At 69.4% G+C, this 15834-nt stretch carries 14 protein-coding genes and 1 tRNA gene; 6 read left to right on the top strand and 9 right to left on the bottom strand.

What is annotated here, in order from left to right:
• The first annotated feature begins 81 nt into the window (after nucleotides 1–81).
• Nucleotides 82–1443: an MFS transporter gene (locus FGL94_RS12335; protein ID WP_144925598.1), complete on the top strand. Its 1362-nt coding sequence runs from the start codon at nucleotides 82–84 to the stop codon at nucleotides 1441–1443.
• Between the two features lie 39 nt (nucleotides 1444–1482).
• Here the strand turns inward: FGL94_RS12335 and FGL94_RS12330 are convergent, their stop codons facing one another.
• Genes FGL94_RS12330 through FGL94_RS12320 form a run of 3 tightly spaced genes read right to left on the bottom strand, consistent with a single transcriptional unit; the run spans nucleotide 1483 to nucleotide 4403 of the window.
• Nucleotides 1483–1830 (bottom strand): DUF7126 family protein, encoded by a 348-nt coding sequence (locus FGL94_RS12330; RefSeq protein ID WP_144925595.1) that lies wholly within the window; start codon nucleotides 1828–1830, stop codon nucleotides 1483–1485.
• On the bottom strand, nucleotides 1830–2747 hold the full coding sequence (gene guaA / locus FGL94_RS12325) for a glutamine-hydrolyzing GMP synthase (protein WP_144925592.1): 918 nt from the start codon (nucleotides 2745–2747) through the stop codon (nucleotides 1830–1832). The genes FGL94_RS12330 and guaA overlap by 1 nt, the downstream gene beginning before the upstream one ends.
• On the bottom strand, nucleotides 2748–4403 hold the full coding sequence (locus tag FGL94_RS12320; RefSeq protein ID WP_144925589.1) for a CTP synthase: 1656 nt from the start codon (nucleotides 4401–4403) through the stop codon (nucleotides 2748–2750). It lies immediately after the preceding gene.
• 262 nt (nucleotides 4404–4665) lie between these two features.
• Between FGL94_RS12320 and FGL94_RS12315 the strand changes: the two genes are divergently transcribed.
• The gene (locus tag FGL94_RS12315) at nucleotides 4666–5109 is read left to right on the top strand and encodes a hypothetical protein (protein ID WP_144925586.1); all 444 of its coding nucleotides are present in this window, start codon (nucleotides 4666–4668) and stop codon (nucleotides 5107–5109) included.
• Between the two features lie 190 nt (nucleotides 5110–5299).
• Here FGL94_RS12315 and FGL94_RS12310 read toward each other — a convergent pair.
• Both FGL94_RS12310 and FGL94_RS12305 read right to left on the bottom strand, forming a co-directional pair.
• Nucleotides 5300–5383: transfer RNA gene (locus FGL94_RS12310), tRNA-Leu, on the bottom strand.
• Between the two features lie 81 nt (nucleotides 5384–5464).
• Nucleotides 5465–5665: a hypothetical protein gene (locus FGL94_RS12305; RefSeq protein WP_144925583.1), complete on the bottom strand. Its 201-nt coding sequence runs from the start codon at nucleotides 5663–5665 to the stop codon at nucleotides 5465–5467.
• Between FGL94_RS12305 and FGL94_RS12300 the strand changes: the two genes are divergently transcribed.
• Nucleotides 5664–6221, top strand: a complete 558-nt coding sequence (locus FGL94_RS12300) for a DUF309 domain-containing protein (RefSeq protein ID WP_144925580.1) — start codon at nucleotides 5664–5666, stop codon at nucleotides 6219–6221. The two genes, FGL94_RS12305 and FGL94_RS12300, sit on opposite strands and share 2 nt — an antisense overlap.
• Nucleotides 6222–6290: 69 nt before the next feature.
• Complete coding sequence (locus tag FGL94_RS12295) at nucleotides 6291–7094, top strand: M14 family metallopeptidase (RefSeq protein ID WP_144925577.1); 804 nt, start codon at nucleotides 6291–6293, stop codon at nucleotides 7092–7094.
• Between the two features lie 18 nt (nucleotides 7095–7112).
• On the opposite strand, the gene FGL94_RS12290 is transcribed toward FGL94_RS12295, so the two are convergent.
• The gene (locus FGL94_RS12290; RefSeq protein WP_144925576.1) at nucleotides 7113–7511 is read right to left on the bottom strand and encodes a cupin domain-containing protein; all 399 of its coding nucleotides are present in this window, start codon (nucleotides 7509–7511) and stop codon (nucleotides 7113–7115) included.
• Nucleotides 7512–7621: 110 nt separating this feature from the next.
• On the opposite strand from FGL94_RS12290, the gene FGL94_RS12285 reads away from it, so the two are divergent.
• Nucleotides 7622–8803, top strand: a complete 1182-nt coding sequence (locus FGL94_RS12285; protein ID WP_144925572.1) for a CBS domain-containing protein — start codon at nucleotides 7622–7624, stop codon at nucleotides 8801–8803.
• A 651-nt stretch (nucleotides 8804–9454) separates the two neighbouring features.
• On the opposite strand, the gene FGL94_RS12280 is transcribed toward FGL94_RS12285, so the two are convergent.
• Both FGL94_RS12280 and larE read right to left on the bottom strand, forming a co-directional pair.
• On the bottom strand, nucleotides 9455–9658 hold the full coding sequence (locus FGL94_RS12280) for a hypothetical protein (protein WP_144925569.1): 204 nt from the start codon (nucleotides 9656–9658) through the stop codon (nucleotides 9455–9457).
• A 114-nt stretch (nucleotides 9659–9772) separates the two neighbouring features.
• Nucleotides 9773–10714, bottom strand: a complete 942-nt coding sequence (larE, locus tag FGL94_RS12275) for an ATP-dependent sacrificial sulfur transferase LarE (RefSeq protein WP_144925566.1) — start codon at nucleotides 10712–10714, stop codon at nucleotides 9773–9775.
• A gap of 112 nt (nucleotides 10715–10826) precedes the next feature.
• On the opposite strand from larE, the gene FGL94_RS12270 reads away from it, so the two are divergent.
• The gene (locus FGL94_RS12270) at nucleotides 10827–12815 is read left to right on the top strand and encodes a MutS-related protein (protein ID WP_144925563.1); all 1989 of its coding nucleotides are present in this window, start codon (nucleotides 10827–10829) and stop codon (nucleotides 12813–12815) included.
• Between the two features lie 27 nt (nucleotides 12816–12842).
• Here FGL94_RS12270 and uvrA read toward each other — a convergent pair whose 3' ends face one another.
• Nucleotides 12843–15794 (bottom strand): excinuclease ABC subunit UvrA, encoded by a 2952-nt coding sequence (gene uvrA, locus FGL94_RS12265; protein ID WP_144925560.1) that lies wholly within the window; start codon nucleotides 15792–15794, stop codon nucleotides 12843–12845.
• Between the last annotated feature and the right edge of the window lie 40 nt (nucleotides 15795–15834).

Genomic DNA, 15834 nt, shown 5'->3' with positions numbered 1-15834 from the left:
GGGTAGGCGCTTCCCCGCCGCCGCAGAGCCTCGTTTTCCGGAGTACCACGCTTTTAGGCCCGGGATCGCGGATCGACCTGCATGAGCGCGCTCACCGACCCCACGAAGCGCCGCTGGCTCGGGTGGGGGTCGCTGGCGGTCGTCTTCCTCCTCGTCAACGTCCACCGGCTCTCGACGGCGGTGCTCTCGGAACAGCTGGTCGACGCGTTCGCGATCTCCGCGTCGCAGCTCGGGACGCTCCACGCCTCTTTCTTCTTCATCTACGCGGTCGTGCAGATCCCGACCGGCGTCGTCGCCGACCGATACGGCGCGCGGTACGTGGGGGCGGCGGGCGCGGTCGTCCTCAGCGCGGGCGCGGTCGCGTTCACGTTCAGCGACAGCTACCTCACGGCGTTCCTCTCGCGGGCGGTGATCGGGCTCGGCAGCGGCGTGATCTTCATCGCCACGCTCCGCTTCTGCGCGAACTGGTTCCGCGTCGACGAGTTCGCGACGATGACGGGCGTGACGACCGGGATCGCCGGACTCGGCGCGATCCTCGCGACGGTCCCGCTGGCGGTCGCCATCGACCGGATCGGGTGGCAGCCGACCATTCGCGGGCTCGCCGTCGTCGGCTTCGCGGCGGCGGTCGCGGTGGCCGCGTTAGTGCGCCGCTCGCCGAGCGACGCCGGCCTCGATCCGATCGCGAACGTCCCGGAGCAGCGCACGGCGAGCCTCCGCGAGACCGGCGCGCACCTCCGGACGCTGCTCGGCGACCTCGACCAGTGGCTGCTGTCGGTCGTCTTCTTCTCGGCGATGGGGACGATCCTCACCGTGATCGGGCTCTGGGGCGTGCCGTACCTCGTCGTCGTGTACGGGCTCGACGTGACGACCGCCTCCTCGTTCACGCTCGCGGGGGCGGTCGGGATGCTGATCGGCGCGCCGGCGATGGGGCGCGTCTCCGACCGGCTCGGCCGCCGTCACGGGCCGCTCATCGCGGGGCTCGGGCTGTTCACGCTCGTGCTCGCCGTCGTGCCCGCCGTCGGCGATCCGCCGCTCCCGGCGGTCGCCGGCGTGTTCTTCCTCGTGGGGTTCAGCCTCGGGTTCGTCATGCTCTCGCTCCCGATAATCAAAGAGCAGTACCCGGCCGAGGCGAGCGGCGTCGCCACCGCGACCGTGAACGGGGCGGGGTTCCTCGGGGGGGCCGTCCTCCCGACCGCGATGGGCGTCGTCCTCGACGGGTACCGCACCGGCGACGTCGTCTCCGGGACCGTGGTCTACACCGAGACCGGTTACCGCGTCGCGTTCTCGCTCACGACGGCGGCCGTCGCTACCGCCTTCTGCTGTGCGGTGTGGCTGTCCGTCCGGCGACGGCGGCGCGCCGGCACGATCGAGGACGGTGAGGCGAGCGGCGGTGACGGTGAGATAAGCGGCGACGAGGGCGGTAACAGCGAGAACAATGGGTAGGTCGGTTCGCCGGTGGCGACGGAGACGAGTTAGGCGGCGTTATCCGTCGTTCGTCCCGTTATGGAGCTCTTCTGCGACCAGTTCCGGGCTCATCAGGGCCGGGTCGATCGCGAGGTCGGCGACGCCGGAGACGAACTCCGGCAGCGACCGTTCGGCGTACGTCACCGCGAGCACGTCCGGGTTCAGTTCCTTCGCGATCGGGATGCCGGTCGCCTCCTCTACGTCGGTGAGGACGAAGTAGGCGGCGTCTTCGATTCCGGCCTCGGAGAGCGCGTCGGCGGTGACGATCCCCTCGATACGGCGGATCTCGACGCCGAGCGCTTCGAGTTCCTCGCCGAGTCCGTGCTCGTCGGGGCCGGCGACGACGGCGAGAGGTCGGGCCGCCATCACTCGTACTCGATCGTCGCGGGCGGTTTGTGGGTCACGTCGTAGACGACGCGCGCCACGTTCTCGTTCTCGCCGGTGATCCGACTCTGGATGCGCTGGAGGGTGCTCCAGTCGAGCTCCTGGGCGCGCGCGGTCATCCCGTCGCGGCTCTCGACCGAGCGCACGGCGACGACCCAGCCGTGGACGCGGTTGTCGCCCTTGACGCCGGTGGCCTTCCCGAGCACGGCGGCGAACGCCTGCCAGGGGTCGTACTCCTCCAGCTCCTCCTCGACGACGTGAGTCGCCTCGCGGGCGACCGCGGCCTTCTCCGGTGTCACCTCGCCGACGATCCGGACGGCGAGCCCGGGGCCGGGGAACGGCATCCGCTCGGAGATTATCTCCTCTAAGCCGAGCGCGCGGGCGACCTCGCGGACCTCGTCCTTGTAGAGGTCGCGGACCGGTTCGACGATCCCCTCGAAGTCGACGACCTCGGGGAGCCCGCCGACGTTGTGGTGCGACTTGATGTTCCCCTCCGACTCGATGCGGTCGGGGTAGATCGTCCCCTGTACGAGGTAGTCGGCGTCCACGTCGCGGGCGACGGTCTCGAACTCGTCGATGAACCCCTCGCCGATGACGTGGCGCTTCTCCTCGGGGTCGGTGACGCCCGCGAGGCGGTCGAAGAACCGGTCCTGCGCCTCGATCACCCGCAGCGACTCCATGAAGGAGAAGGTGTCTCGGATCTCGTCGGTCTCCCCCTTCCGCATCAGCCCCGTGTCGACGTAGACGGGAGTGAGCTGGTCGCCGACCGCCTCGTACGCGAGCGTCGCCGCGACCGAGGAGTCGACGCCGCCGGACAACGCGATCACCGCGTTCGCGTCGCCGATCGCCTCCCGGATCTCCGCTTTCGCCTCCGCGATGAATTCCTCCGTCTCGACCATCTATAGCCTCACGTCCGCGTTCCGTTCGGTTGTGTCCGTCGATCCCAGCGCCGCTTCGACCAGGGCGACGAACGGGGGGCTCGCGCGGTCCGGCCGCGACCGGAACTCGGGGTGCGCCTGCGTGCCGAAGAAGAACGGGTGGTCCGGGCGTTCGAGGATCTCCATCCGGTTGTCGGCCCGCCCGGAGAAGGCCAGCCCGTCGGCCTCCAGCTCGTCGATGTACTCGGGGTTCACCTCGTAGCGGTGGCGGTGGCGCTCGGTACAGGAGTCGGCGTCGTACACCCGCGCCGCGAGCGTGTCGGGCTCGATGTCGGTCTCGTGGGCGCCGAGCCGCATCGTCCCGCCCATGTCCTCCGTCTCGTACTGGTCGGGGAGGAGATCGATGACGGGGTGGGGCGTGTCGGGGTCGATCTCGGCGGAGTGGGCGCCCTCCAGCCCGAGCACGTTACGGGCGTGCTCGACGACGGCCATCTGGAAGCCCAGACAGAGCCCGAGGAAGGGCACCTCGTTCTCGCGGGCGTACCGGACCGCCTCGATCTTCCCGTCCGTCCCGCGGGAGCCGAAGCCGCCGGGGACGACGACCGCGTCGGCCTCGGCGAGTCGCTCCTCGTGTTCCGCGCGGGTCTCGTCGGCGTCGACCCACAGCACGTTCACCTCGGTCTCGGTCTGGATCCCGGCGTGTTTCAGCGCCTCGTGGATGGACATGTAGGCGTCTTCGAGGGCGTACTTGCCGACGAGCGCCACGTCGATCTCCTCGTCGCGGTCGCGGGTGACCAGCTCGCGCCACTCGGTCGACCGCTCCGCCTCGGGAAGCGCCTCGTCGGCGAGCCCGAGCCGCTCCATCACGTGCTCGTCTAACCCCTCGTCTTCGACCATCAGCGGGACGTGGTAGATGTCCTCGACGTCGGGGTTCGAGAAGACGGCGTCGGTGGGCACGTCGCAGAACAGGGCGATCTTCTCTTTCGTCTCCGGATCGAGTCGGTCCTCGGAGCGACCGACCAGGATGTCGGGCTGGAGCCCGATCGACCGCAGCTCCTTCACCGAGTGCTGGGTCGGCTTCGTCTTCTGCTCGCCGTTCTTCGAGTAGGGGACCAGGGTGACGTGGGTGAAGAGGATGTCCTCGTCGTCCTCCTCGTGGGCGAACTGGCGGAGCGCTTCGAGGAAGGGCATCGACTCGATGTCGCCGACCGTGCCGCCGATCTCGATCAGACAGACGTCGCTCCCCTCGGCGGCCTCCCGGATGCGCCGCTTGATGTCGTCGGTGACGTGCGGGATGATCTGGACGGTCTTGCCGAGGTAGTCGCCGGCGCGCTCGCGCTCGATGACGTGCTGGTAGGTCTTCCCCGTGGTGACGTTGTGGTCGAACGTCATGTCGGTGCCGAGGAAGCGCTCGTAGTTGCCCAAGTCGAGGTCGACCTCGCCGCCGTCTTTGAGGACGTACACCTCGCCGTGTTCGTACGGGTTCATCGTTCCGGCGTCGACGTTGAGATAGGGGTCCACCTTCACGGCGGTGACGTCGAAGCCCGCGTTCGCGAGGAGACGACCGGTGCTGGCGGCGGTGATGCCCTTACCTAGCCCGGACATCACCCCGCCTGTGACGAACACGAACTTCCGACCCAGCGAGGGGTCGTACCCTGTGTCGGGATCCGTTGGCATATCGACCGTCCGTCAGGGGCCGGCAAAACCGTTTCGGACGCTTCGTTTCGGGTGGACGTTCGTGACGTTTCCGCGGCGAGCGGCTCGCGCTACGCCCCAGTCGGCTCGTAGCGCATCCCGGCCTCGTCGGCGTTGTCCGGTCGCCGAGGCGGGGTCTCCGGGGTGGAGCCCTCCGAAGGGGTGGAGCAGACCAGCGAGACCGGCGCAGCTGACCGGCAAGCGAAAGCTACTCCTTTCCCGCGGAAGCAGTCGCGGCCGTCCCATGAACCTGTCAGCGGTCCCTCCACTCGTCGCGGCGGGCGTCGGGTTCGCGTTGAGCGTCCTCCGTCGGCTCCCCCCGCTTCTCGTGTCGTCGCCGATAGACACGCCGCCGGTTCGCAGGCTCGGGCTGTACGTCGCCGGCGGGCAGTTCGTCTCGTTCCTGCTCGTCTACGGGCTCCTGTTCGGCGTCTCGTTCGCCGTCGGGCGGCGACGCGACGACCCGCGGAGCGACGGTCGGATCGCGCTCGCGTCCGGCCTCGCCGCCGCGGTCGTGACCCTCGTCGGCACCGGTATCGTACTGCTGATCGCCGATCCGCAACAGAGCGCCGTGGTGTTCCTACAGGCGCTCGGGTCCACGCTCGGCGTCGGTGCCCAGCTCGCGGTCGTCGTCTTCGCCGGTCTCGCGCTCGCCCGGTACCGGAGCGAGAGCGTGACGGGGACGTAGCCGTCGCTGGAAGTCGCTCGTCGAGTTCGAGTGAAGTGTTGCGAGGGAAGAGCGCTCCGAGAGCGTCTTCCGCATCACGGGGATGGACCCCGGCGATGCGAGGGGAGGGATTTGAACCACGGTCGCGCCAGAGGCGCTCCCTGATTCAAATCCTCCCCCCTTGTGCATTCGCGCGTTGTGGACGCGCTCATGCGAGGGGAGGGATTTGAACCCACGGACCTCTACAGGAGCGGATCTTGAGTCCGCCGCCGTTTCCGGGCTTGGCTACCCTCGCACGCAGTCGACGGTTTAACGTCGCTCCCCTTTATCCCGTCGGTTAGGTGCGGCGGGGTGGGATTTGGCCCTCACAACGCGATCATTCCGCCGCCGACGGCAAGGAGGTGGCGACGAGCCGGATCCGGAAGTGGCGCTCGCCGAGGATGACCGCGGCGGTCCCGGCGACGACGGCGGCGGAAAGAGCCGTTCGATCCGGCGGGGCGGACCGGTCGCCGCGAAGCGACGCCCTCGGCGGCCCCCGCGAAACGGTTAGGTCGCTGCGGGCGCGACGCGTGTCCATGGACGAGCACACCCGCGATCCCGGCGTCGCCCCGCCGCTCGGGAACCCGACCGGGTGGCACGCGGCGAGTGAGGGCGCTGCGGACGAGGATGCCGCGACAGACGGAGACCCCGCCGCCGACACGCGGATCGCCGGCGGCCACTGGGAGCACGCCACCCTCCGGCGGGCGACCGAGCACGGCGTCCGGCTGTTCAACGCCGGCGCGTATCACGAGTCGCACGACTGCTTCGAGGACGAGTGGTACAACTACGGCAGCGGCACCGCCGAGAGCGCCTTCCTCCACGGGATGGTGCAGGTCGCGGCGGGCGCGTACAAGCGCGTCGACTTCGGGAACGACGACGGGATGCGGTCGCTGTTCGAGACGGCGCTGGAGTACCTCCGCGGGCTCCCGGGCGACTTCTACGGGGTCGACGTCGACGAGGTCCGAGCGACCCTCCGGGCCGCGCTCGACGATCCGACCGCGATCGACGGATGGACGATCGCCATCGACGGCGCCCGCCCCGAGGCGTACCCCGCCGACTACGAGTACGCGGAGCGGATCGACGAGAGGCACTGAACTGACGAGGGGATCTGCGGCGCGTCCCCGATCCGAACGCGACTTACCGTCCGAGCGCGTCGTACAGGTATGGACGTTCACGATCTGGGCGAGGGGGAGCCGGAGGTCGCGGTCGTCGGCGCGATCCACGGCGACGAGCCCTGCGGCGCCCGCGCGATCCGACGGCTCCTCGACGCCGACCTCGACGTCGAGCGCCCGGTGCGGCTGATCATCGCCAACGAGGCGGCGCTCGACGCCGGCGTCCGATACCTCGACGCCGACCTCAATCGGTCGTTCCCCGGCGATCCGGACGCGGAGGCGCACGAGGTGCGGCTCGCCGCCGAACTGCTCGGCGCGCTCGAGGGCTGCTCCACGCTCGCGATCCACTCGACGCAGTCGTACGCCGAGCCGTTCGCCGTCGTCGACTCGATGGACGAAGTCGCCCGCGCGGTGGCCCCGCACCTCCCGGTCGACGCCGTGATCCAGACCGACGCGTTTACCGAGGGACGACTCATCGAACACCCGCACACCCTCGAGGTGGAGGCCGGACTTCAGGGCTCCGAGGCCGCCGCCGACAACGCCTATTGGCTGGCGCGGGCCTTCTTGGCGGCGACCGGTGTCATTCCCGCGCCCGGGGCGGAGAGCGTGGTCGACGCCGGCGGACGCGAGGACGTGGCGGTGTTCCGGCTCCGCGACCGGATCCCGAAGCCGGACGCCGAGGCGTACGAGGTGTTCGCGCGCAACTTCGAACGCGTCGAGGCCGGCGAGGCGTTCGCGGCCGCCGGCGACGAGCAGCTCCGCGCCGAAGAGCCCTTCTACCCCGTGTTGCTGTCGCCGTACGGCTACCGCGATCAGTTCGGCTACGTCGCGGACCGCGTCGGGACGATCGAGTGAGCGGTGGGTTCGTGCGAGCTACTCGACCAGTTCGATCTCGTCGTCGCCGTTCGGCACCGCGCAGATGAACGCCCCCGGCTCGTCGCCCTCGTTCCGGTACCAGTGCTCGACGCCGGCCGGGATGAGGAGGGCGTCGCCGGGACCGACGACGTGCTCCTCCTCGCCGATCCCCACCACGTACTCGCCGGCGAGCACGTACTGCTCGTGTTCGACCGCGTTCGTGTGGCGCGGGACCGCGGCGCCGGCCGCGAGCTCGAACCGCCGTATCGCGAAGTTCGGGGCGCCGTCCGACTCGTCGAGGAGGACACCCTTCCGGAGCCCCTCGGCTGCGTCGACCCCCTCGTAGCTAATCTCGTCGCTGCGCTTCACGACGGGGTCCGGTCCCGCGGCCGTCGCGTCGTCGGTGCTGTCGTCCATACCGACCGATCGACGGCGGGACGCTTATAAACCACGGCGAGGGAGTCGGCGCCGTGCGGTCCATCGCCACCGTCCAGACGTTTAACCCCCCACCCGACTAATCCAAGGGCATGCGAGGACTCAAAATCGGGACCGTGCTCGGGATCCCGGTCAGGCTCAACTGGACGTTTCTGATCGTACTGCCGCTCTTCGCCTACCTCATCGGCTCGCAGGTCGGGATGATCGCCGAGGTGATGAACGAAGCGTTCGGCGCCGGCATCGAGCTCGACGTGGTCGGGGCGGGAGTCACGCCGTGGGTGCTCGGGCTGGCGGCCGCGCTCGGGCTGTTCGGCGGCGTCCTCCTCCACGAGTTCGGTCACTCGATCGTCGCCATGCGGTACGGCTACGAGATCGAGTCGATCACCCTGTGGCTGCTCGGCGGACTCGCCAGCTTCACCGAGTTCCCCGAGGACTGGAAACACGAGTTCTGGATCGCGATCGCGGGGCCGGTCGTCAGCGTCGCTGTCGGAGTCGTCTGTTACGGCGTGTTCGCGTTCGCACCGGTCGGCTCGAGCGTGTTGTTCGTCTTCGGCTACCTCGCGCTGTTGAACGTCGTCCTCGCCGTGTTCAACATGCTCCCCGCGTTCCCGATGGACGGCGGGCGCGTCCTCCGGGCGATCCTCGCGCGGAACCAGCCGCACGCGCAGGCGACCCAGCGCGCCGCCGCGATCGGGAAGGTGTTCGCCTTCTTCATGGGGCTGATCGGGCTGTTCTCCTTCCAGCTCCTGCTCATCGTGTTGGCCTTCTTCATCTACATCGCCGCCTCCGGCGAGGCCCAGCAGACGACCCTGAAGGCCGCCTTCGAGGACGTCACCGTCGCCGACGTGATGACCCGCCGCGAGAACCTCCACACCGTCACCGAGGACACGTCGATAGCGGACCTGATGAGCCGGATGTTCGAGGAGAGACACACCGGCTACCCCGTGCTTCACGGCGACGACCTCATCGGGATGGTGACCTTAGAGGACGCCCGATCGGTTCGGGAAGTCGAGCGGGACGCCTACCAGGTCGCAGACGTGATGGAGACCGAGGTGGTCGGCATCGGGCCCGAGACCGACGCGATGACCGCGCTCCAGACGATGCAGGAGAACGGTGTCGGCCGGCTTCCGGTCGTCGACCGGGACAACGAGCTGGTCGGGCTCATCTCCCGCTCGGACCTGATGACCGCGTTCAACATCATCCAGACGGGCGGCACCCCGAGCATCATCAGCGGACGCCGGCAGGGGGCCGAGGGCGGTCCCGGCGTGTTCTGAGGGCGACAGCCGCGTTTCTGTGAACGCGGGTCGCGAAGTGCTGTCGCGATCCGACCCTGCAGAGATATTTTGTCTGAAACGGGTGGTCGCTGGAGGATGCCTCTTGATCGATGACGGGAGTGGGTGTAGTACGTCGTGAGAGTAGCCATTTATAAGTCGGATTGTGGTGTTGCTGTCGGCTGTTTATAAGGGATCGACGGCTTTGCGGTGAAGACTTCCAAAGCCCCAGCCGGCGAGGCGGACGCACGCTCGCTGCGCGCTTCGGTCGCTCGTGCTGCTCGCTCCCTGCAGTGCTTACGTCACCTGCGTCCGCCTCGCCGGCTGCCCCTTTGAATCCCACCCGTACAGCACCGCAACCGCACCTCACGCCTCCCCAGCCTCGCGGTTCGCGCTCTGCGAGCGCTCACCGCGTCCCTCGCACGCGCTGACTCGCGGCCGCCGGGGGCGGCCGCTCGCAGGCGCGCGCCAACCGCAACCCTCGTTTATAAGCGATCGATGCCGTGGTTCAGGTCTATTTAAATAACTAAATCGGTACCACCGAACTGCAATACCTACTCCCGCTATCGATCGCCACCGTTCCAGTAGTGACTGCCGCGGATCAGAATCCGTCGCCGGCCGAGAATTCGATAAGGCCGCTCGCGAAGAACTGGATCACTCGCCGTCGGCGCTCGCGAAGAACTCCACGTCGCCGGCGATGACGGCGCTCGCGATCACCGCCGCACCGACGAGCACCGCGACGACGAAGGTCGTCAGCGTCGTTCCGAGCGCGTCGCCGCCGACCGCGACGCCGACGAACGCACCGACGGACCCGCCCACGCCGCCCGCGATGATCGCGAGCGTCTTCGCCTCGCTCATAGCTGTCGTTTCGCCAACACGGCTGATAAACGTTCGCGTCGGGTTCTCTCGGGTGATAACGGCTCGCTCGCGGTCGGCTGCGTCTGAGCCGCGTCGCGCCTGCCCGCGACCGCCTCAGCGAGGGTACTGCCGGCCGAGGTCGACGGTCGTCCCGTCGCCCCCGTCGTTGCCGTCGCGGTCCGTGTCGTCACCCGTCTCCTCGCCCCCGTCACCGCCCGGGCTCACGCTCCCGGTGCGGTAGCCGGCCATGTCGAGGGTGACGTACTCGAACCCCACGTCGGTGAGGTGCTCGTGAACCGCGTCGGCGAAGGCGGGATCGAGGGCGCGTTCGAGTTCGTCGGGCGCGATCTCGACGCGCGCGAGCCCGTCGTGGTCGCGAACGCGGAACCCCTCGAACCCCCACTCGCGGAGCACCCGCTCGGCCTTCTCGACGCGAGTCAGCCGCTCCTCGGTCACCTCCAGCCCTGTCGGGATCCGCGAGGAGAGACACGCCATCGAGGGTTTGTCGGCGACAGACAGGTCGTACGCCTCGGCGATCTCGCGCACCTCCTCTTTCGTGATATCGGCGTCCAGAAGCGGCGAGAACACGTCCAGCTCCTCGACCGCGCGCAGTCCGGGGCGGTGGCCCTCGCCCGGGTCGTCGGCGTTCGTCCCGTCGCAGACCGTGCCGATGCCGAGCTCCTGGGCCGTCTCGTACATCCGACCGAGCCGCATCGTCCGGCAGTGGTAACACCGGTCGCCGTCGTTGGCGACGAAGTTCGGGTCGTCGAGCTCGGAGAAGGTGACCGTCTCGTGGCGGATCCCGATCTCGCCGGCGACTCGCCTCGCGTCGTCGAGCTCCGCGGCCGGCAGCGTCTCGCTCCGCGCGGTGCACGCGACCGCGTCGTCACCGAGCGCGTCGCGCGCGAGCGCCGCGACGACCGAGGAGTCGACCCCGCCGGAGAAGGCGACGAGGACCCCGTCGCGCTCGGCGAGCGCGTCGCGGACGGCCGCCGCTTTCGCCGCCGTCTCGGGGGCGAGGTCGCTCCCGTCGGCGGCGAGGGTGTGGTGGCTCATGGACCCGGATTCGCGGTCGGCGGGAAAAAGCGCGTCGGCCGCGGACGATCAGGGGGAGTAGCGGGCCGGGACCCCCCATCCTTTTGCGCGTTGCCGCGATACCCGCGGACAGATGGAGTTGGAGGCGATCCCCGGCGTCGGCGCGAAGACGGCCGCGTCGCTGCGCGAGCTCGACGACCCGGTCGCGACCGTCGAGTCCGGCGACGTGGCCGCGATCGCCCGCGCCCCCGGCGTCAACGAGGCCCGCGCGGCCCGGATCGCCCGCGGGGCGATCCGGCGGCGACACGGCGACGACGGGCGGGTGCTGGCGACCGACCGCGCCCGCGAGGTGTACCGCTCCGCGATCGACCTGCTGCGCGAGCGCACCGTCACCGACTACGCCGCCAAGCGGCTAGAGACGTTCTACCCGAGCGCCTCGGTCTCGCGGATCGACGAGGCGCAGTCGTTCGTCGAGAGCGCGATCGAACGCCAGCCCGACCCCGCGGTCCGCGAGGCTCTCACCGGGGTCGAACCTCTCACCGACCCGCCGACGGTCCGCGTGCGCGACCGGTGTCTCGCGACCGCCGACGCCGAGACGCTCGCCCGCGCCGAGTCGGCGGTCCCGGAGCTGTCGGTCGAGACGGTCGAAGACACGCGCGACGTCTCCGAGCTCGCGCGGTCGTACGCGACCGTGATCGTCTTAGACGAGGAGTTCGCCGGGCTCGACGTCGAGGGCGATGTCCATGTTCGGCCGAACGCCCTCGACGAGCCCGCCGAGACCGTCCCCGAGCGCCTGCTCGCCTTCTTCGCCGCGAACCGCGAGCGGCTGGAGGCGGCCGCGGCGGTCCACGAGGCGGCCGACCTCTCCCCCGCGGCGGACCTCGACCGCCTCCGCGACGCGCTCGCGCGGCTCGACGACGACGGGACGATCGTCGGCGACGAGGAGTTCGAGCGGTTGACGGCCGCCGTCGACGATCTGGACGCCGCGGTGTCGACCGCGGCGTCGGTCGCCGACGACCGGCTCCGGGAAGCGATCCGCGAGCGCGACGTGACCATCGAGGGGACCGACTTCCTCTCCCTCGTCGAGCAGGGCGCCCGCGTCGACTCCCTCTTAGACCGCGAGCTGGCCGACGAGTACGACGACGCGATGGCTCGCGCCCGCGAACACCTCGCGGACGCGCTTCGCCTGGAGCCCGAGGAGGCGGAACTCGCCGAGCGCGCCTTCGGCGACGATCCCTCCTTCCCGGTCGAACACGACGAGAGCGCCGTCTCGCGGCTCCGAACCGAGCTCTCGGCGGCGCGCGACCGGCGGGCCGCCCGCCTGAAGGCGGAGCTGGCGAGCGACCTCGGCGACCTGCGCGGGCCGGTCGAGGAGCTCGTGCGGGACGCCCTCGAACTCGACGTGGAGCTGGCGATCGCGCGGTTCGCGCGCGACTTCGACTGCACGATGCCGGAGGTGGTCGGGCCGGAGGAGGGCGCCGGGAAGGGCTTCCGCATCGAGGGCGGCCGCTCGCCCCTCCTCGACGTCGACTTCGAGGACGTGGAGCCGATCGACTACGGGGTGTCGGGCGCGACCCTGCTGTCGGGGGTCAACTCCGGCGGGAAGACCTCGACCCTCGACCTCGTTGCGCTCGTGGTCGTCCTCGCGCAGATGGGGATGCCCGTCCCCGCCGCGTCGGCGAGCGTCGAGCGCTTCGAGGAGGTCCACTACTACGCGAAATCGCAGGGGACCCTCGACGCCGGCGCGTTCGAGGCGACGCTTCGGGACTTCGGCGACCTCGTCGAGGGCGCGGACGGGCGGCTCGTGCTTGTCGACGAGCTGGAGTCGATCACGGAGCCGGGCGCCTCCGCGAAGATCATCGCGGGCATCCTCGAAGCGCTCGACGAGCAGGACGCCACCGCCGTCTTCGTCTCCCACCTGGCCCGGGAGATCCGCGACGCCGCCGACTTCGCGGTCGCCGTGGACGGGATCGAGGCCGCCGGGCTCGTCGACGGCGAACTCCGAGTGAACCGCTCGCCGCGCAAGGGGCACCTCGCGCGGTCGACGCCGGAGCTCATCGTCGAGAAGCTCGCCGGCGACCGAGACACCGACTTCTACGGGGACTTACTGGAGAAGTTCTGAGTTCGGCGGAGCGTTCGGGACCGAGACTCAGTCGTCGTCGGCCACCGCCGGCTTCCGGCGGTCGTCGCGCGGCCCCTCCAGGTCGACGTCGGGGAGCATGTCGCGGAGGTACCGGCCGGTGTGCGAATCCTCCTCGCGGGCGACCGACTCGGGGGTCCCGCTCGCGACGAGTTCGCCGCCGCCGTCGCCGCCCTCGGGGCCCAGATCGATCACGCGGTCGGCGTTTTTCACCAAGTCGAGCTCGTGTTCGATGACGACCACCGTGTTGCCGGCGTCGACGAGGCGGTGGAGCACGTCGATCAGCTTGCGCTCGTCCTCCTTGTGGAGTCCCGTCGTCGGCTCGTCGAGCAGGTAGAGGGTGTCGCCCGTCGACTTCTTCCCGAGTTCCTCGGCGAGCTTCACGCGCTGGGCCTCGCCGCCCGAGAGGGTGGTCGAGGGCTGACCGAGCTCCATGTAGCCGAGTCCGACGTCCTTCAGGAGCTTCAACCGCCGCTGGAGCCCCCGATGGCTCTCGAAGAAGTCGTACGCTTCCTCGACGCTCATGTCGAGCACGTCCGAGATGGTCGCACCTTTATAAGTGACGTCGAGCGTCTCGTCGTTGTAGCGGGCGCCGCCGCACTCCTCGCAGGGGACGTACACGTCCGAGAGGAAGTTCATCTCGATCTTCACCGTCCCCTGACCGCCGCACTCCTCGCAGCGCCCGCCCTTCACGTTGAACGAGAACCGGCCCTTCTCGTAGCCGCGTCGCTTGGAGAGCTTTGTCTCCGCGAACAGCTCGCGGACGTGATCGAACACGTCCGTGTACGTCGCGGGGTTCGAACGCGGCGTCCGGCCGATCGGCGACTGGTCGATGAGCCGCACCGTCTCGATCCCGTCCATTCCGTCGATCGCGTCGTGGTCGCCGGGATCGACGGAGGTGTTGTCGTTCATCTCGCGGACGAGGCCCTTATAAAGAATGTCGTTGACGAGCGTCGACTTCCCCGACCCGGAGACCCCGGTGACGGCCGTGAGCGTGCCGAGCGGAATCGGTACGTCGAGCTCCTTGAGGTTGTGCTGGCGGGCGCCGCGCACCGTCAGCTCGCAGTCCGGCTCGCGGCGCTCGTCGGGCACCGGGATCTCCTTCCGGCCCGCGAGGTAGTCGCCCGTGATCGAGTCCTCGGCGGCGATCACGTCGTCGTAGTCGCCCTGCGCGACCACTTCGCCGCCGCGCTTGCCCGGGCCGGGCCCCATGTCGATGATCTCGTCGGCGCGGCGCATCGTCTCCTCGTCGTGTTCGACGACGACGAGGGTGTTTCCGAGGTCCCGCAGCCCGGTGAGCGTGTCGAGCAGGCGGTCGTTGTCGCGCTGGTGGAGCCCGATCGACGGCTCGTCGAGGACGTAGAGCACGCCGACGAGCCCGGAGCCGACCTGCGTCGCGAGCCGGATGCGCTGGCTCTCGCCGCCGGAGAGCGTCGACGCCTCGCGGTCGAGCGTGAGGTACTCTAAGCCGACCTCCTCCATGAAGCCGAGCCGCGCGCGGATCTCCTTTAAGATCTCCGTCGCGATCGTCGTCTCGCGCTCGGTCAGTTCCGCCTCCATCCCCTCGAAGTGCTCGCGCGCCTCCGCGATCGACATCTCGTTCACCGCGGTGATCGCGGTGTCCCCCACGAGGACGTGCCGCGACTGCTCTTTCAGGCGGGTGCCCTCGCACTCGGGGCAGGTCGTCACGGCCATGTACTCCTCGATGTGGTCGCGGGCGCGCTCGGAGTCGGTCTCGACGTGGCGGCGCTCTAAGTTCGGGATGACGCCCTCGAAGCGCTCGGTCTTCTCGCGGGTTCCGTTCTTCGTGGTCCACTCGAAGTGGACCAGATCGTCGGTGCCGTAGAGGAACTGCCGTTGAATCGACTCGTCTAACTCCTCGAAGGGCGTGTCCAGCGAGACGCCGAAGTGGTCGGCGACGTTGTCGAGCTGACGGGAGTAGTAGGTGCGGTCGTAGCTCCACGGCTCGAAGACGTGTTTGAGGGGTTTCGAGGGGTCCTCGATAACGAGGCCCTCGTCGACCTCCTTCGTCGAGCCGATCCCCTCGCACTCGGGACAGGCGCCGTAGGGGCTGTTGAAGGAGAACGAGCGCGTCTCGATCGCCGAGAACTGCACGTCGGAGTTGGGGTTGCCGAGCTCCTCGGAGAACTCGACGACGAGCCGGTCGTCGGCGTCGGCGTCCGCCGCGAGCGACCCGGTCGAGCGCGCGTTCGAGGCGAACGGCACGTCCTCGGGCGGGTCGGGGACGATCAGCTTGAGCGCGCCGCCCGCTTCTTCCAAGGCGGTCTCGACGGAGTCCGTGATCCGCGAGCGGGCGTCGGGCGAGACGGTCACGCGGTCGACGATCACGTCGATGGTGTGGTCGTAGTTCTCGTCGAGGCCGGGGTCGTCTACGGTCAGGTCGATCGGCTCGCCGTCGACCTCGACGCGGGCGTACCCGTCGCTCACGAGCTCCTCGAACAGGTCCTCGAACGCGCCCTTCTGGTCGCGGACGACCGGCGCGGCGACCTTCGCGCGGGTCCCCTCGGGCAGTTCGAGGATCTGGTTGACCATGTCCTGTGCAGACTGCTCGCCGACCTCCTCACCGGTGACGGGGTCGTACTGGGTACCGATCCGGGCGTACAGCAGCCGGAGGTAGTCGTGCAGTTCGGTGACGGTGCCCACGGTCGAGCGGGGGTTGTTCGCGGCGTTCTTCTGGTCGATGGAGATAGCGGGCGAGAGCCCCTCGACGGCCTCCACCTGCGGTTTGTCCATCTGCCCGAGGAAGTTGCGGGCGTACGCCGACAGCGACTCGATGTACCGGCGCTGTCCCTCGGCGTAGACCGTGTCGAACGCGAGCGACGACTTCCCCGACCCGGAGAGCCCGGTGACGACGGTGAACTCCTCGCGCGGGATCCGGACGTCGAGGTCCTTGAGGTTGTGTTCCTCGGCGCCGCGGACCTCGATGTAGTCCTTGCTCATCTTGCCCTCTGTTGCGTGCGCGCGCGGGAATACCCGTCGG

The organism is Halorubrum salsamenti, assembly GCF_007671685.1.
In the GTDB taxonomy this organism is placed as follows: Archaea; Halobacteriota; Halobacteria; order Halobacteriales; family Haloferacaceae; genus Halorubrum; species Halorubrum salsamenti.
Note: the sequence above shows the minus strand (reverse complement) of the source record. Positions and strands in the feature narration are given on the sequence as shown.

What these genes read in the sequence shown, in the direction of transcription:
- FGL94_RS12335 (WP_144925598.1), top strand. Translation starts at nt 82, where the DNA reads ATGAGCGCGCTCACCGACCCCACGAAGCGCCGCTGGCTCGGGTGGGGG.
- FGL94_RS12330 (WP_144925595.1), bottom strand. Translation starts at nt 1,830, where the DNA reads ATGGCGGCCCGACCTCTCGCCGTCGTCGCCGGCCCCGACGAGCACGGA.
- guaA (WP_144925592.1), bottom strand. Translation starts at nt 2,747, where the DNA reads ATGGTCGAGACGGAGGAATTCATCGCGGAGGCGAAAGCGGAGATCCGG.
- FGL94_RS12320 (WP_144925589.1), bottom strand. Translation starts at nt 4,403, where the DNA reads ATGCCAACGGATCCCGACACAGGGTACGACCCCTCGCTGGGTCGGAAG.
- FGL94_RS12315 (WP_144925586.1), top strand. Translation starts at nt 4,666, where the DNA reads ATGAACCTGTCAGCGGTCCCTCCACTCGTCGCGGCGGGCGTCGGGTTC.
- FGL94_RS12300 (WP_144925580.1), top strand. Translation starts at nt 5,664, where the DNA reads ATGGACGAGCACACCCGCGATCCCGGCGTCGCCCCGCCGCTCGGGAAC.
- FGL94_RS12305 (WP_144925583.1), bottom strand. Translation starts at nt 5,665, where the DNA reads ATGGACACGCGTCGCGCCCGCAGCGACCTAACCGTTTCGCGGGGGCCG.
- FGL94_RS12295 (WP_144925577.1), top strand. Translation starts at nt 6,291, where the DNA reads ATGGACGTTCACGATCTGGGCGAGGGGGAGCCGGAGGTCGCGGTCGTC.
- FGL94_RS12290 (WP_144925576.1), bottom strand. Translation starts at nt 7,511, where the DNA reads ATGGACGACAGCACCGACGACGCGACGGCCGCGGGACCGGACCCCGTC.
- FGL94_RS12285 (WP_144925572.1), top strand. Translation starts at nt 7,622, where the DNA reads ATGCGAGGACTCAAAATCGGGACCGTGCTCGGGATCCCGGTCAGGCTC.
- FGL94_RS12280 (WP_144925569.1), bottom strand. Translation starts at nt 9,658, where the DNA reads ATGAGCGAGGCGAAGACGCTCGCGATCATCGCGGGCGGCGTGGGCGGG.
- larE (WP_144925566.1), bottom strand. Translation starts at nt 10,714, where the DNA reads ATGAGCCACCACACCCTCGCCGCCGACGGGAGCGACCTCGCCCCCGAG.
- FGL94_RS12270 (WP_144925563.1), top strand. Translation starts at nt 10,827, where the DNA reads ATGGAGTTGGAGGCGATCCCCGGCGTCGGCGCGAAGACGGCCGCGTCG.
- uvrA (WP_144925560.1), bottom strand. Translation starts at nt 15,794, where the DNA reads ATGAGCAAGGACTACATCGAGGTCCGCGGCGCCGAGGAACACAACCTC.